The 15,108-nt window shown below is 63.0% G+C and carries 14 protein-coding genes; 3 read left to right on the top strand and 11 right to left on the bottom strand.

Features of this window, described 5'->3' with window-relative positions:
* Window positions 1-150: 150 nt before the first annotated feature.
* The 4 genes from gltP to KI243_RS00470 all read right to left on the bottom strand — a co-directional run bounded on the left by gltP (window position 151) and on the right by KI243_RS00470 (window position 3,174).
* Window positions 151-1,482, bottom strand: a complete 1,332-nt coding sequence (gene gltP, locus KI243_RS00485) for a glutamate/aspartate:proton symporter GltP (protein WP_177062104.1) — start codon at window positions 1,480-1,482, stop codon at window positions 151-153.
* Between the two features lie 671 nt (window positions 1,483-2,153).
* A complete protein-coding gene (locus tag KI243_RS00480; RefSeq protein ID WP_177118820.1) occupies window positions 2,154-2,621 on the bottom strand; it encodes an inhibitor of vertebrate lysozyme family protein in 468 nt (155 codons plus the stop codon).
* A gap of 2 nt (window positions 2,622-2,623) precedes the next feature.
* Window positions 2,624-2,788, bottom strand: a complete 165-nt coding sequence (locus tag KI243_RS00475; RefSeq protein ID WP_007989444.1) for a DUF1328 domain-containing protein — start codon at window positions 2,786-2,788, stop codon at window positions 2,624-2,626.
* Window positions 2,789-2,889: 101 nt separating this feature from the next.
* The gene (locus KI243_RS00470) at window positions 2,890-3,174 is read right to left on the bottom strand and encodes a hypothetical protein (RefSeq protein ID WP_017129192.1); all 285 of its coding nucleotides are present in this window, start codon (window positions 3,172-3,174) and stop codon (window positions 2,890-2,892) included.
* Between the two features lie 441 nt (window positions 3,175-3,615).
* Here KI243_RS00470 and algB point away from each other — a divergent pair, with 441 nt between their 5' ends.
* Both algB and KI243_RS00460 read left to right on the top strand, forming a co-directional pair.
* Complete coding sequence (gene algB, locus KI243_RS00465) at window positions 3,616-4,962, top strand: sigma-54-dependent response regulator transcription factor AlgB (RefSeq protein ID WP_017129193.1); 1,347 nt, start codon at window positions 3,616-3,618, stop codon at window positions 4,960-4,962.
* Window positions 4,963-4,972: 10 nt separating this feature from the next.
* Window positions 4,973-6,751 carry a KinB sensor domain-containing domain gene (locus KI243_RS00460; RefSeq protein ID WP_042936974.1) on the top strand — a complete coding sequence of 593 codons (1,779 nt, stop codon included), beginning with the start codon at window positions 4,973-4,975 and terminating at the stop codon, window positions 6,749-6,751.
* A 3-nt stretch (window positions 6,752-6,754) separates the two neighbouring features.
* Here KI243_RS00460 and KI243_RS00455 read toward each other — a convergent pair whose 3' ends face one another.
* The 7 genes from KI243_RS00455 to KI243_RS00425 all read right to left on the bottom strand — a co-directional run bounded on the left by KI243_RS00455 (window position 6,755) and on the right by KI243_RS00425 (window position 14,153).
* Window positions 6,755-8,371: an EAL domain-containing protein gene (locus KI243_RS00455; RefSeq protein ID WP_177087471.1), complete on the bottom strand. Its 1,617-nt coding sequence runs from the start codon at window positions 8,369-8,371 to the stop codon at window positions 6,755-6,757.
* A 76-nt stretch (window positions 8,372-8,447) separates the two neighbouring features.
* Entirely contained in the window at window positions 8,448-9,227 is a 780-nt protein-coding gene (locus KI243_RS00450) for an N-acetylmuramoyl-L-alanine amidase (RefSeq protein ID WP_177107303.1), read from the bottom strand.
* A gap of 100 nt (window positions 9,228-9,327) precedes the next feature.
* Window positions 9,328-11,469: a GGDEF domain-containing protein gene (locus KI243_RS00445; RefSeq protein WP_177118821.1), complete on the bottom strand. Its 2,142-nt coding sequence runs from the start codon at window positions 11,467-11,469 to the stop codon at window positions 9,328-9,330.
* 19 nt (window positions 11,470-11,488) lie between these two features.
* Entirely contained in the window at window positions 11,489-12,346 is an 858-nt protein-coding gene (locus KI243_RS00440) for an endonuclease/exonuclease/phosphatase family protein (RefSeq protein ID WP_017129197.1), read from the bottom strand.
* An 11-nt stretch (window positions 12,347-12,357) separates the two neighbouring features.
* Entirely contained in the window at window positions 12,358-13,008 is a 651-nt protein-coding gene (locus KI243_RS00435) for a thiol:disulfide interchange protein DsbA/DsbL (RefSeq protein ID WP_017129198.1), read from the bottom strand.
* A gap of 203 nt (window positions 13,009-13,211) precedes the next feature.
* Window positions 13,212-13,817, bottom strand: coding sequence for a c-type cytochrome (locus KI243_RS00430; RefSeq protein ID WP_017129199.1), 606 nt, complete (start codon window positions 13,815-13,817; stop codon window positions 13,212-13,214).
* 45 nt (window positions 13,818-13,862) lie between these two features.
* Window positions 13,863-14,153, bottom strand: a complete 291-nt coding sequence (locus KI243_RS00425; protein ID WP_042936980.1) for a cytochrome c5 family protein — start codon at window positions 14,151-14,153, stop codon at window positions 13,863-13,865.
* A gap of 188 nt (window positions 14,154-14,341) precedes the next feature.
* Here KI243_RS00425 and yihA point away from each other — a divergent pair, with 188 nt between their 5' ends.
* The gene (yihA, locus tag KI243_RS00420; RefSeq protein ID WP_177087423.1) at window positions 14,342-14,986 is read left to right on the top strand and encodes a ribosome biogenesis GTP-binding protein YihA/YsxC; all 645 of its coding nucleotides are present in this window, start codon (window positions 14,342-14,344) and stop codon (window positions 14,984-14,986) included.
* The last annotated feature ends 122 nt before the right edge of the window (window positions 14,987-15,108 follow it).

Below are 15,108 nucleotides of genomic sequence, written 5' to 3'. Positions count from 1 at the left end.
CCCCGGAAAGTCCGGGGTTTGTCTGTGCCGCTGATCGTTCCCACGCTCCGCGTGGGAATGCAGCCCTCGACGATCTGCGTCGCCGCCAAAAAGCCGGACGCGGAGCATCCGGTGAGGCATTCCCACGCGGAGCATGGGAATGCTCGGTCATCAGCCCTTGGCGGTCTCGCCGGCCGGCAGCGGCTCCTTGCTGCGCCAGTGCGGCAGGGAATTCCAGTAGCGCTGGCCCTTGGCATCGTCGTACATGCCTTCCCAACGGGCGATCACCAGCACCGCCAGGGCATTGCCGATCACGTTCAGGGCGGTACGCGCCATGTCCATCACGCGGTCGACACCGGCGATGAAGGCCAGGCCTTCCAGCGGAATGCCCACGCTGCCCAGGGTCGCCAGCAGCACCACGAAGGACACGCCCGGTACGCCGGCAATGCCCTTGGAAGTAACCATCAGGGTCAGCACCAGCAGCAATTGCTGGCTGATGGACAGGTCGATGCCGTACAACTGGGCAATGAAGATCGCCGCGATGCTCTGGTACAGGGTCGAACCGTCGAGGTTGAACGAGTAGCCGGTCGGGACCACGAAGCTGCAGATGGCCTTCGGCGCACCGTAGGCTTCCATCTTCTCGATCACCCGTGGCAACACGGTTTCCGAACTGGCGGTGGAGTAGGCCAGGACCAGCTCGTCCTTGAAGATGCGCATCAGCTTGAGCACCGAGAAGCCGAACAGGCGGGCAATCAGGCCGAGCACGACAAAGGCGAAGAAGATGATCGCCACGTAGACCAGCACCACCAGCTTGGCCAGGGGCAGCAGCGAGGCGAAACCGAAGTTGGCCACGGTCACCGCGATCAGGGCGAACACACCGATCGGCGCGTAGTTCATGATCATGTGGGTGACCTTGAACATGCTTTCCGAGACGCCCTGGAACATCTTCACCAGCGGGTCGCGCAGTTCCGCCTGCAGGCTCGACAGCCCGAGGCCGAACAGCACCGAGAAGAAGATGATCGGCAGCATCTCGCCACGCGCCATGGCGGCAAAGATGTTCGAGGGAATCAGGTTGAGGATGGTTTCGATGAACGCATGCTCATGCTGCACTTCGGCGGCGGTCGCCTGGTACTTGGAGATATCCACGGTACCGAGGGTGCTCATGTCGATGCCCGTGCCCGGATGGAACACGTTGGCCAGCAGCAGGCCGACGACAATGGCGATGGTGGTGACGATCTCGAAGTAGATGATGGTCTTGAGGCCGATGCGTCCCAGCTTCTTCGCATCGCCGACACCGGCGATGCCGACCACCAGCGAGGAAATGACAATCGGGATCACGATCATCTTGATCAGGCGGATAAAGATGTCGCCCGCCGGTTGCAGGACATTACCGACCCACCAGGCCTTTTCGGCACTGAAATGGTTGAGCAGCGCGCCGATTGCAATCCCCAGTACCAGACCGATGAGGATCTGCCAGGCGAGGCTGAGCTTTGCCTTCTTCATGTCATTACCCTTACTTCAAGTTGACTCGGGCAGAAGCCTCTTGCCCGCACGTCTTGGCGCGCGCAAAGGATGGGCATCTGCCTCATGGAAGGTCACCGCGAGCGAGCCTGAAGGCTCTTTGGCAGGCGAAAAAAGGCGCAACTATTCCGATGCAAGGGTGGCACGTCTAATGCCGTAAACGCCTACCCTATGCCGAATCGGCATGGACTACGTCGGCTGAAACAGGCTTCCACAGCACCAAGAACAAGACGTTTCTGCCGCTGAAACTACCGTAAACCGGCCATTCCAGAGCAATTACTCTTATCTCAAGGGACGAATAAAAGACTACAGGATTTGCGTAAAAGTCTTACAAATTCAAGGGTTGGCAGAACACCAGCGAGGGATTTTTCTAGATATACGGTCGCGACGCGGATTGGATCCGATACTAATCAGCACTTAATGTCAGAACGACATAGCGACGAAACAGCGGCAAGCCACAGGGACCGCCCTGCAGATTGCCGCCTGTTGCCTTCGCCTGACCCGGCCCTTGCGCAGGCACTCCCTGTACCCGTAGGTCGCTCCGATCCTGAAACAATCAGAACATCCCGGCCCCCTGGTCATGCACCCGCCGTCCTCGGGCGGTGCAGGGGTAGAAACCCATGTCGGGCTTCTGCTCTTTCAATGCATCGAACTCAGTACCAGTTCGGGTCTTTCTTCAGTTGCTCCTTCAACAGTGCCTGCATGCCCGCATCCGGCTTGCCGAGGAAACGATAGTCGGCATGACGGGTTGGCGACTTGTCGGCGGGCAGTCCGGCCGGCACTTCCACCAACATCCCATAGGCGTCTTTCTTGTCGAGGCCGAAGGCGACGATCAGGCGCTTGTTGAGGCAAGTGTCCGCGGTTTCGCACAAGGGGCCGACGAGGTATTTGTCGCCATCCTCCTGCACCGCGTTCATCTGCTCGGCGCTGCCCGACAGGTTCATCACCCATTCCGGCAGGCGCTCCTCCTTCTTCACCACGTCCTGCCAGGCCTGGCGGTACTCGGGGGAAGAGCTCAAGAGCTCGTTGGCCCGAGTCTGGCCGTCGTTGGCCGCCAGCGCCAAGCCGCCGCCGCCCAGCATCACGCCGGCGACGAGGACCCTGAGGGTTGGCAAGAACATGTTCAGCCCCGTCCGCGCCGACCGAAGAAGAACGACGCGACAAACATCACCAGGAACACGACAAAGAGAATCTTGGCGATACCCGTGGCGGTGCCCGCGATACCACCGAAGCCCAGCACTGCGGCGACTATGGCAATGATCAGGAATGTGATTGCCCAGCTCAACATGATGATTCTCCTTACCTAGACCTGCATTTTTTTGGCTGCTGCCTTTTACTGCCTGTTACTGCTTGCTGCTGCGAAACGCCCTGCGGCTTTCCGCCTGTTGCCTAGAACACCCAGCGTTCCTGCCGTGGCAGATCGGCCGGCGATTCGGCTTGCTCGACCGGCATCAGGGTGTAGGCGCCGCGGTCGACCGAAGCCGGTCCGGCAGCGCTGAAATGAGTCTGGGTCGGGGCATGGAAAAACATGGGGCGCGCTTCGACCACCGGCTGGCTCCAGCGTTGAAACGCCTGGCCCGCGATCAGCGTCACGAGCAACGCCAGGAGGGCAAACAGCCCTTGCTGCAAGTGCAGTGGCGAGATACGCAATTGCGCGGCACGTTGGCGATTCATCCTGAAGCTCCTCCGACACAGTATTTATTCTGGGTTGACGCGGCGAGGGCCGGTTCAACCTCGGGCAAGAAGACTATTGCAGCCTGCATGCCAGCTTTTTTGTCAGATAAATACCAATGAAATCAGTGAGTTATAAACAAACAAAAACAACGCGGAGCAGCATCCTGCACGATGCCCGGATTGTGGTCGTGCGAAATGCACGATAGGTTCATGCAAGAGCGCCTAGAATGCTGGAACAAATCAGCCACAAATCAGCCGGAATTAGCTGAGGCGTCGGCTGTCGGAAGCAAAGAGATCAAAAAATTCCCGAAATCAGCGGGTTAGCAATCGGGGGTAGAGACCGTTACCCTGCAGGTCATGGCCTCGATCAGAAGGGATCATGCAACCTGCCCGACCCGTCCGGGATCCATCAGGAACATTCATAATTAAGGAGCGTGGGACATGGAATCCGCCACGGAACACCAAGGCCGTATTCTGCTGGTGGATGATGAGTCCGCCATCCTTCGCACCTTTCGCTACTGCCTGGAAGACGAAGGCTATAGCGTCGCCACGGCCAACAGCGCCGCCCAGGCCGACACCCTGCTGCAGCGCCAGGTATTCGACCTGTGCTTCCTCGACCTGCGCCTGGGCGAAGACAACGGCCTCGACGTGCTCGCCCAGATGCGCATCCAGGCGCCGTGGATGCGGGTGGTGATCGTCACGGCCCACTCTGCCGTCGACACCGCGGTCGACGCGATCCAGGCCGGCGCCGCCGACTACCTGGTCAAGCCTTGCAGCCCCGATCAACTGCGCCTGGCCACGGCCAAGCAGCTGGAAGTCCGGCAGTTGTCGGCACGCCTGGAGGCCCTCGAAGGCGAAGTGCGCAAGCCCAAGGACGGCCTCGACTCTCACAGCCCGTCGATGATGGCGGTGCTGGAAACCGCCCGCCAGGTCGCGGGTACCGACGCCAACATTCTCATTCTCGGCGAATCCGGGACCGGCAAGGGCGAACTGGCCCGGGCCATCCACGGCTGGAGCAAACGCGCGAAGAAATCCTGCGTCACCATCAACTGCCCGTCGCTGACCGCCGAACTGATGGAAAGCGAGTTGTTCGGCCATAGCCGCGGAGCCTTTACCGGTGCCAGCGAAAGCACCCTGGGCCGGGTCAACCAGGCCGACGGCGGCACCCTGTTCCTCGACGAGATCGGCGATTTCCCGCTGACCCTGCAACCCAAGCTGCTGCGGTTTATCCAGGACAAGGAATACGAACGGGTCGGCGATCCCGTGACCCGCCGGGCCGACGTGCGCATCCTCGCCGCCACCAACCTGAACCTGGAAGACATGGTGCGCGACGGACGCTTCCGCGAAGACCTGCTCTACCGGCTGAACGTCATCACCCTGCACCTGCCACCCCTGCGCGAACGCAGCGAGGACATCCTGACCCTGGCCGACCGTTTCCTCGCGCGCTTCGTCAAGGAGTACGCCCGGCCCGCCCGTGGCTTCAGCGACGAGGCCCGCGAGGCGCTGATCAACTACCGCTGGCCGGGCAATATCCGTGAACTGCGCAACGTGGTCGAACGCGCCAGTATCATCTGCCCGCAGGAACGCGTGGAGATCAGCCACCTCGGCATGGCCGAGCAACCGACCAACAACGCCCCGCGCATCGGTGCCTCGATGAGCCTGGACGAGCTGGAGAAAGCCCATATCGGCGCGGTCCTGGCCACCAGCGACACCCTCGACCAGGCCGCCAGGACCCTGGGTATCGACGCCTCGACGCTGTACCGCAAACGCAAACAGTACAACCTGTGAGCCAGCGCCCATGAAGCTTGCGATGAAGTTGCGCACCCGGCTGTTCCTGAGCATTTCGGCACTGATCACCGTGGCCCTGCTGGGCTTGCTGCTGGGCCTGGTGGGCGTGATGCAAATGGCCAAGAGCCAGGAGTCATTGATCGGCGACAACTTCACCACCCTCGACCTGGGCCTCAAGCTGCGCCAGAGCCTGGGCGACCAGTTGATCATCATGCTCAGCGAAAAGCCCGACCAGGCAGCCCTCCAGGCCGCGCGCGCGCACTATCAGGAACTGCTGCGCGAAGGCATCGACCACGAACAGAACAGCGACCTGCGCGGCGGCTTCGCCCAGGCCCGCATCGACTACGAGCACTTCCTGCAGGTCTTCGACCGCTCCCGCAACGGTATGGCCGGCAACGACGAGCTCACCGAGAGCTTCAACACCCTGCGCAACGGCCTGATCGTCGAACACAGGCAGGCCCTGGAAAACATCAGCGCCACGGAAAGCGAAGCCCGTGACCGCGCCCTGCTGATCGCCGGCCTGCTGGGCGTGGTCGGGCTGGCGGTACTGATCGTCGGCTTTATCACCGCCCACGGTATCGCCCAGCGTTTCGGCGCGCCCATCGAGGCGCTGGCCAAGGCGGCGGACCATATCGGCCAGGGCAACTTCGAAGTCACCCTGCCGATTTCCTCCGCCGATGAACTGAACCAGCTGACCCGCCGCTTCGGCATCATGGCCGAGGCCCTGCGCCAGCACCAGGCAACCAATATCGATGAGCTGCTGACCGGCCAGCAGCGCTTGCAATCGGTGCTCGACAGCATCGACGACGGGCTGCTGATGATCGATCGCCAGGGTCACCTGGAACACCTCAACCCGGTGGCCCAACGCCAGTTGGGTTGGGATGCCGAGCGTCTCGGCCAGGGCCTGGGCGACGCCCTCGGGCGGCCGGAGCTGGACGAGCAACTGAGCCTGATCCTGCGCGGCGGCAGCCTGGAACGGGCACCGGAGGACCTCGAGGTGGAGGTCGAAGGCGAATCCCGCCTGCTGACCTACAGCCTGACGCCGGTCAGCCATCCCCAGGGACATATCCTCGGTGCGGTCATGGTGCTGCACGACGTCACCGAGCAGCGGGCCTTCGAGCGTGTGCGCAGCGAGTTCGTCCTGCGCGCCTCCCACGAGCTGCGCACCCCCGTGACCGGCATGCACATGGCCTTCGGCCTGTTGCAGGAGCGCGTGCACTTCGACAGCGAATCGCGGGAAGCGGACCTGCTGAACACGGTCAACGAAGAAATGCAGCGCCTGATGCAGCTGATCAACGACCTGCTGAATTTCTCGCGCTACCAGAACGGCCTGCAAAAGCTCACGCTGGCGCCCTGCGACATTGAAGAACTGCTGGAAAAAGCCCGCGACCGTTTTGCCGACCAGGCCCTGCGCCAGGGTATCGACCTGCAGATCGAGGTCCAGCCGCCGCTGCCGCGCCTGCACGCCGACCATCCGCAACTGGAACGGGTGATCGACAACCTGCTGGACAACGCCCTGCGCCACACCGCCGACGGCGGACAGATCCGCCTGCAGGCGCGGCGGCATGGCGAGCGGGTGATCATCAGTGTCGAAGACAACGGCGAGGGCATCGCCTACGGCCAGCAGGGGCGGATCTTCGAACCCTTCGTCCAGGTCGGACGCAAGAAAGGCGGGGCCGGCCTGGGCCTGGCCCTGTGCAAGGAAATCGTCCAGTTGCATGGCGGACGCATGGGCGTCTACTCAAGACCGGGGCAGGGCACCCAGTTCTATATGGCGCTGCCACTCTAGGGCCTAAGCCTCGTCGTCGATACGCCTCGCAGTCAGGCGCCGGCCACGGGTGATCATCTCGATGAATTGCACCGCCGTCAGTGCCTGGGCGAACAACCAGCCCTGCCCGTAGTTGACGCCTTCGCTGCTGAGCAGCATGGCCTGGGCCTCGTACTCGATACCTTCGGCAATCACCCGCAACTGCAGGGCATGGGCCATGCGGATGATGTGCGGCGCGACACCGCTGCTGGCCGCGTCGTGCCCCAGTGCATCGATAAACGCCTTGTCGATCTTCAGGCAGTCCACCGGCAGCGTCTGCAGGTAGGCGAGGCTGCAATAGCCGGTGCCGAAGTCGTCGATCAGCACCTGGTGCCCGACATCGCGCAGGGCCTGCAGGTTGTCCCGCGCCACCACGACATCGATCAGGCCGCGCTCCGTCACCTCGAAGGCAATCTGGCTGGCCGCCACCCGGTGCGCCCGCAGCAGGCGGCCGATGACTTCGCCGATACGCGGGACCATCACATCGCAGGCCGCCAGGTTGACCGAGATATACAGCTGCGGATTGGCCCGCAGCACCGGCCCGAGCTGTTCCAGCAGGCGCTGCAGGACAAAGTCGGTGATCTGGCGGATCTGTCCGGTGTCTTCCGCCAGGGGAATGAACAGGTCCGGGCTGGTCAGCGTGCCGTCCGGGCGACGCCAGCGGATCAGCGCCTCGGCACCGACACAATGGCGACTGCTCAGCTCGAAGATCGGCTGGTAGAGCACCTGCAACTCGCCCCGACGCAACGCCCCCTGCAACTCGCCATTGAGCGATTGCCGCTGCCGGGCGAACTGCAGGGTCAGGCCGCCGATACAGGCCGCGATCAACAGGCTGGCGGGCAGCAGCCACCACCAGAGGGGGTTGAACTGCAACTGCATGGCACTGCGCGGGGCCACCATCACCAACTGGTACTCGGGGGTACGGGTCGGCATGCGATAGATCAATTCCTGATCAGTGATCAGCAACGGGTCCTTGCCCTGGGTCGTCCAGCCCCGCGGCGGCCAATCCTGCACCGGCCCCAGGACCGGAATCGCCCGCTTGCCGTGATTGACCACCACCAGCAGGCTGGCGCCGGGCGGCAGTTCGACGACATCGGTCAGATGGCCGCGGGAGGTGGAGACCCGGAAGTTGCCGCGCCCGAGCATCAGGGCCGCGAGGTTATCGTTGGGCTGGGTCGAGGTGTTGAGCCAGTAGCTGTAGGTCGGGCCACGGATATCCGGCGCCCGGGAGGAAACCTGTGAATCCTGTCGGGGCCGGTTGGAACAGGACTGCACGGCATCGATATAGAACGCTTCGTAGATAAACCGGTAGCTGAAGCTCAGTTGCTGCAGGGTATCGATCATCTGCGCATCGCAATCGCGCAGGGGCTGGGCCTCGAGCAGATCGAGGCCTTCACGCAACTGGCCGAAAAGCTGCTCCAGGCGCTCGAGGAAACGCTGGCCCTGGGCATTCATCTGCTCGCTTTCATGCTGCCGCACCTGACGCACCACCACACCCAGGCTGCCGCTGAGCAGCAAGGCAGTACTGATCGTGGCCGCGAGCAACGCCAGCGACCAGGGACGATGGAACCAGGAGCGCAACGTCTCGCGAGCGGCCGGCATCATGGAATATCCGAAGAATTACCAATGAGTTATAGCAACTGATTGGCAAAATAGCGCTAACCGTCCGGCGGTGACATTATTTTGACCGGTTAAGCACCTGCAGGATCGCCGCACTCTGTGCATCGGCGACGCCATCGAAACGCCCCGGACGGAAGTGCATCTGGAACGCCGCCAGCACATGCCGCGTGGCCACGTCCCATTCGCCGGTCTGCGGCGTGCTGTAGCCCAGGTACTGGAGCTGCTGCTGGAACCAGGTCGCGCTCGGCAACTGATAGGCGTAGGCCTCCTGCTGGCGCGCCACGGCCTGCTCGTCCGGCCAGACCCCCAGGCCTTCGGCGGCCAGGCGCTTCCAGGGGAACAGTGGCCCGGGATCCTGTTTGCGCAATGGCGCGATATCGCTGTGGCCGATCACATGGCGTGGCTCGATATGGTTGCGCTTGACGATGTCCTTGAGCAGGACGACCAGGGCCTGGACCTGGGCTTCGCTGTAGGGATACCAGACGCGCCCGGTCGGTGTATCGCGAAAACCCGGATTGACGATTTCGATGCCGATCGAGCTGGAGTTGAGCCAGGTGCGCCCCTGCCACTCGCTTTCCCCGGCATGCCAGGCGCGCTGGCTTTCATCCACCAGCTTGTAGATGGTCGCGGGATTGTCGTCGCCGATCAGGTAATGGCTGCTGACCTGGCCATGGGTCAGCAGGCGCAACGAATTTTCCATGTTCGCCGAGGTGTAGTGGACGACGACGAATTGCACGCGGTTATCGTGATTGACCGAAGGATGGCTGCTATCGATGCGCGGGCCGCTGGAGCAACCCGCCAGCACCAGGGCCGCGAAAAGAAGAGGGAGCAATTTCATGAGAGAGACGACAAGCCAGGGCAGTAGCGCACTAGCATAACGTACGGAAGGCGCCGGCACCGGCCAAAGCAAGACTCTGTCACAAAACGACAGGTCCCGTTCAGCCCAGCTCCACCCGGTTGCGCCCGGCATCCTTGGCCCGGTAGAGCGCCTCATCGGCTCTTTTGAGTACATGATCGCTACGCTCGCCGGCCTTGAACGCCGAGACCCCGATCGACACGGTGATGGTGACGCGCTCGCCCTTGAAGTGGAAAGGGCAGGCTTCAATGGCAGCCCGCAGGTTCTCGGCCAGCTTGAGTCCCGCCGCCACCGGCGTCCCCGGCACCAGGAGGACGAATTCCTCGCCGCCGAAACGGGCGATGAAGTCGCTGGGGCGAAGACGCTTGCGCAATACGCTGGCGATGATCTTCAGCACCTTGTCACCGGCCAGGTGGCCGTAGTTGTCATTGATGCGCTTGAAATGGTCGAGATCGAGCATGGCGATCAGCAGGGTATTGCCATGCTGCTGCCATTGCGCGACCTCATGGTCCAGGCGCTCGCTCCAGGCGGCGCGGTTGGGCAGGCCGGTGAGCGGATCGATCAGGGCCTTTTGCCGCTGTTCTTCGAGGTGATCGCGATAGCCCTGGGCTTCCTGCTCCATGTGCGCGACGCGCTCGGCCAGGCTTTGCAGGCGGGCGGCGACTTCCTGTTCGCGCAGGTCGCGTTGCTGCTGATGCTGGTCCATGGTGCCCAGCAGACCTTCGAGGCGGTTTTCCAGCACATGCTTGAGGCTGTCGAGATCGGCGGCGTCCTGCACGCTGCTCTGCAGACCACCGACATGCTTACGCAACTGGCTGTGCAATTCATTCGCCGCCGAGCGACCTTCGGCATGGCCCTCGCTGGCCGCCTGGAGATGGCTCTGGAACGACTCCAGCCGTTCGTTGAGCTGCTTGAGATACACCTCGAACTCATGCTGGCCGCTGTCGTTGATCGCCAGCATCAGCACCGCCAGATCGTCGAGGATCGGCAGCAACTCGTACCAGTTGAGCCCATGTTCGAGTCGATGACGCATGGCTTCGGCATGGGGGCGATGACGCTCGGGCAGCGTCAGGTCGTCCAGCAGGCCGAGCAGGGTGGACTCGATATGCTCGGCCACGGAGCTGTAGGACGGTTCCGGCGATTCCGGCAGCGCATACAGCACATCCGGCTCGGCAGCTTCGGGATCGACTGCCGCCAGGGCTTCGGCCATCACCGGGGGCAACGGCAGGCTGTCGAGGAATGCCGGAGCAGGAGGCGGCACGGGGGTGACAGCCTCGGGCTGGTCGGGGGGTTCAACGATGGCAGGCGCGGGTTCCGCCGGCACCGCGGGTGCCACCTCGACCCCTGGCGCGACCACGACATCGCTGGCTGCCGGCGCGTCCGGTGCCGGTGCGCTGGCAGGCGCCGGGACCGGCCCGGAAAGCACCACGGGCGGCGCGTAGGCAACCACTTCGGCGGGGACCGCCGGCAACACCGGCTCGACCTGCGGCTCCGGCTCACTGGCCGCGACTGCGGGAGCGGGCGCGTCGGCAACGGACGCAACCGCCACCACTGGAGTGACATGCTCGGGCGCGGGTGGTGCGCTATCCATCTTCGCCGCAGGCTCCACCGACAGCGGCGAAGCAACCGGCACCGCGGCTGGAGGGGCGGCGACGGGCGCCTGGGGCGGGGCGGCGTCAGTCGCCGGTTCCACCGGTTCTTTCGAGCCGAACAAACGCTGCAACAGTCCCGGACGCTCCGGCCCGGCAGGCTGTTCAAGCTGGGTCAGGGCCTTGCCCTGCAAGCCGCTCAGTTCGCTGAGCAGCAGGGGAATCTCGCGGGCCTGGCCGACCCGGCCATCGAGCTGCTTGGCGAAGTTCTTCAGTGGCCGGCTGACTTCTCGCGGCAGCGGCAGGGACTGCAACTGGGTCACCAGGGCCGTCAAGGCGGTGCTGATCTGCTCGACACGGGTCTCGCGCCGCTGCTCGGAGTCGAGCACGGCTTTTTCCAGGCGTGGCAACAGGGCCGCCAGGGGGCCGTCCATATCGTCGGTGCGCACCACCTCGCGCATTTCCTTCATGCACTGGTCGACCGCGCGATCGGTACCTTCCGCCGCCAGGGTGCTGCGCACCAGCCCACGGCGAAGCAGGTCCAGGCGAGCATCCCAGCGGCGCTCGAGCTTTTCCTGTTGTTCGATGCTTTTAAGGTACTTCTCTTTCCAGCGCTGGGCTTCTTCGCTGCTCATTGCACGGCGTCCGCGAGATTTAGCTACTCAAGGCCGGCAACGTATCAGAACCGATGGAACCTGGCAGGCGAATTTCCACGGCAACCGGTAAATGATCGGAAATCGGCTGGGCCAGCACCTGTACCCGCTCCAGGGTCAGGGTCGGGCTGAGCAGGATATGATCAAGGCAGCGTTGCGGACGCCAGCTGGGAAAGGTCGCCTCGACCTGCGGTGCAACCAGCCCCAGGTCACGCAGGGGCGAGTGTTGCAGCAGGTCGCTGGCATGGGTGTTCATGTCGCCCATCAGCACCTGGTGCTTGAAGCCGCCGATCAGCTCACGGATATACGCCAGTTGCCGGGTCCGCGTACGGGCGCCCAGTGCCAGGTGCATCATGACCACCACCAGCGCCTCCGGGCCTTCGCCGAACCGCACCAGAATGGCGCCGCGACCGGCGGGGCCGGGCAGCGGGTGATCCTCGATCGCCCAGGGACGCAGGCGGCTGAGCACGCCATTGCTGTGCTGGGCCAGGCGACCGAGGTTGCGATTGAGTTGCTGGTACCAGTAGGGAAAGGCCCCGAGCTGGGCCAGGTGCTCGACCTGATTGATGTAGCCGGAGCGCAGGCTGCCGCCATCGGCTTCCTGCAGGGCCACCAGGTCGAAATCGCCGAGCAGGCCGCCGATCTTCTGCAGGTTGTCGGCCCGCCCGGTGTGCGGCAGCAGGTGCTGCCAGCCACGGGTCAGGTAATGCCGGTAACGCTGGGTGCTGATACCGACCTGGATATTGAAGCTGAGCAGCCTCAGGCGGTTGTCCGCCGGCAGGCCGCTGGCTTCCAGATGGTGTTCGTTGACCTTCGGCTCATGAAGGCCAACGATGCGTTCCGAACCCCAGCGAGCCATGGCCGGGCGCCTTACTTGGCGGCTGTCGCGCCGGCCGCCCGCTCTTTGGCGATCAGCTGATCGGCCACGTTCAGCGCCGCTTCCGGACCGCCGGCGGTGCCGAGGTCGAAGCGGTACTTGCCGTTGACGATCATGGTCGGTACGCCACTGACTTCATACTTCTTGGCCAGTTCGGTGACCTGGACGATCTTGCCCTTGATGGCGAAGGAGTTGAAGGTGGCCAGGAACTTGTCCTTGTCCACGCCCTGAGTCGCGACGAAGTCGGCCATTTCCGCAGGGTCGAGCAGCTTCTTGTGCTCTTTCTGGATGGCGTTGAAGACCGCGGCATGCACCTTGTGCTCGACACCCATGGCTTCCAGGGTCAGGAACAGCTGGCCGTGGGCATTCCACGGGCCGCCGAACATGGCGGGGATACGCACGAAGTGCACGTCCGCCGGCAGCTTCTCGACCCATGGATTGATGGTCGGTTCAAAAGCGTAGCAATGCGGGCAGCCGTACCAGAACAGCTCGACCACTTCGATCTTGCCTGGCTCCGAGATCGGCACCGGGTTCTTCAGTTCCACATAGGTCTCACCGGGTTTCAACGGTACGTCGGCTGCCTGGGCCGTCATGCCGAACAGGCTGGCGGTGACGAGTGCGGCGCTGAGGATCAGATTACGCATGCTTTACTCCTGGACATTAAGACGTCGCTTCCGTCGCGACCTGTATTTCAGACAGACCGAGCGGGCTCTTAGTTCGTTAGTGTAACGGCAGCGGCCACAAAAAAGGGCGGCCAAGGCCACCCTTTTATCGTTGCAGCGAAGGATTAATCGATCATTAACGCGGGGAAAGATACGCCTCTTTCATCCCGCCGTCCGACTCCAACTCAGTGCAGGCCCTGCACGTAGCTGGAAACCGCCTCGATATCCTTGTTGCTCAGCTTCGCGGCGATGCTCTGCATGATCTTGCTGTCGCCGTCGTTGGTGCGGGTCCCTTCGCGGAAGTCGGTCAGCTGCTTGGCGACGTACTGCGCGTGCTGGCCGCCCAGGTGCGGGAAGCCGGCGGCGGCGTTGCCCGCGCCGTTGGGCGAGTGACAACCGGTGCAGGACGGCATGCCCTGGTCCAGCTTGCCGCCACGGAACAACTCTTCACCGCGAGCCACGACCTTCGGATCGGCGGCGCCGACACTGCCCTTCTGGCTGGCGAAATAGGCGGCGACGTCGGCAATGTCCTGGTCGCTGAGGTTGGTCAGCAGGCCGGTCATCTCCAGGACGGTACGCTTGCCCGACTTGATGTCGTGCAGTTGCTTGTCCAGGTAACGCTCGCCCTGGCCCGCCAGTTTCGGAAAGTTGGGCGCCATGCTGTTGCCATCAGGACCATGGCAGGCACCACACACAGCGGCTTTTGCCTGACCGGCAGCGGCGTCGCCTGCGGCATGGGCGAGGCCGGTGATCCCCAGGGTCAACAGCAGACTCACGATCAATTTGTTCATCAGCTAATCCAACTACGGCTAAGGGTTAAGAGTTATGGACCGGGCTTACTCGCTCATCCACTGGATGATGCTTCGGTAATCCTCGGCACTGCAGTCCATGCACAAACCACGCGGCGGCATCGCCTTGAAACCCTGAGTCACGTGTTGCACCAGCACGTCCATGCCTTGGGCCATTCTTGGCTTCCAGGCGACCTGATCGCCCTTCTTCGGGGCCATCGGCAACTGTCCGGCATGACAGGCACTGCAAACACGGTTGTACACGGCTTCCGGATCCTGTGTAGCCTGAGCGCCGCAAAGCGGTATCAGGACACCGACAACGAGCAGCCATCTAGTCATGAAACGACCTTTTCAGGGTTGGGAACGTGCCGCGTTCTATTGCGCAGCCTGGGTCAATCGTCCCCGTGTTCTTCATCCTACGTTGGGACAAAGCGCACACAAAATCTGCGGCATTATATACTGGCGCTACTGAAACGGAAACGACACAGCTTGTCGCGCCCCCCGGCACCGCCCACATCGGAAATCCCATGCAACTCAAGAATCCCATTCTCGGCCTGTGCCAACAGTCCACCTTCATGCTCAGCGCGGCCAAAGTCGACCAGTGTCCGGACGACGAAGGCTTTGAAGTGGCCTTTGCCGGCCGTTCCAATGCCGGCAAGTCCAGTGCGCTGAACACCCTGACCCACGCCAGCCTGGCGCGTACCTCGAAAACCCCGGGACGCACACAGCTGTTGAACTTCTTCAAGCTAGACGATGAACGCCGTCTGGTCGACCTTCCGGGCTACGGTTATGCAAAAGTACCGATCCCGCTCAAGCAACACTGGCAGCGTCACCTGGAAGCCTACCTGGGCAGCCGCGAGAGTCTGAAGGGCCTGATCCTGATGATGGACATCCGTCATCCAATGACCGACTTCGACCTGCTGATGCTCGACTGGGCGATCGCCAGCGGCATGCCGATGCACATCCTGCTGACCAAGGCGGACAAGCTGACCTACGGCGCGGCGAAGAACACCCTGCTCAAGGTCCAGGCGGAAATCCGCAAGGGCTGGGGCGACGCGGTGACCATCCAGCTGTTCTCGGCGCCCAAGCGCATGGGCCTGGAAGAGGCCTACACTGTATTGGCGGACTGGATGGAACTGGCGGACAAGGGCAGCGAAGCGCAGGCCGAATAACCAGAGCGGACGCGGAGCGTCCAGGGCGGCATTCCCACGCGGAGCGTGGGAACGATCAATGACCAGCGCGGACGAAAAAGCGGCGTTCAGGGCCCTGAATGAGCGTTTTTCGTCCGTTTTCA

It is taken from the genome of Pseudomonas sp. Ost2 (assembly GCF_018326065.1).
Taxonomy (GTDB): Bacteria; Pseudomonadota; Gammaproteobacteria; order Pseudomonadales; family Pseudomonadaceae; genus Aquipseudomonas; species Aquipseudomonas gingeri.
The sequence above is the reverse complement of the archived record's forward strand: the minus strand, read 5'-3'. Positions and strand labels throughout refer to the sequence as shown.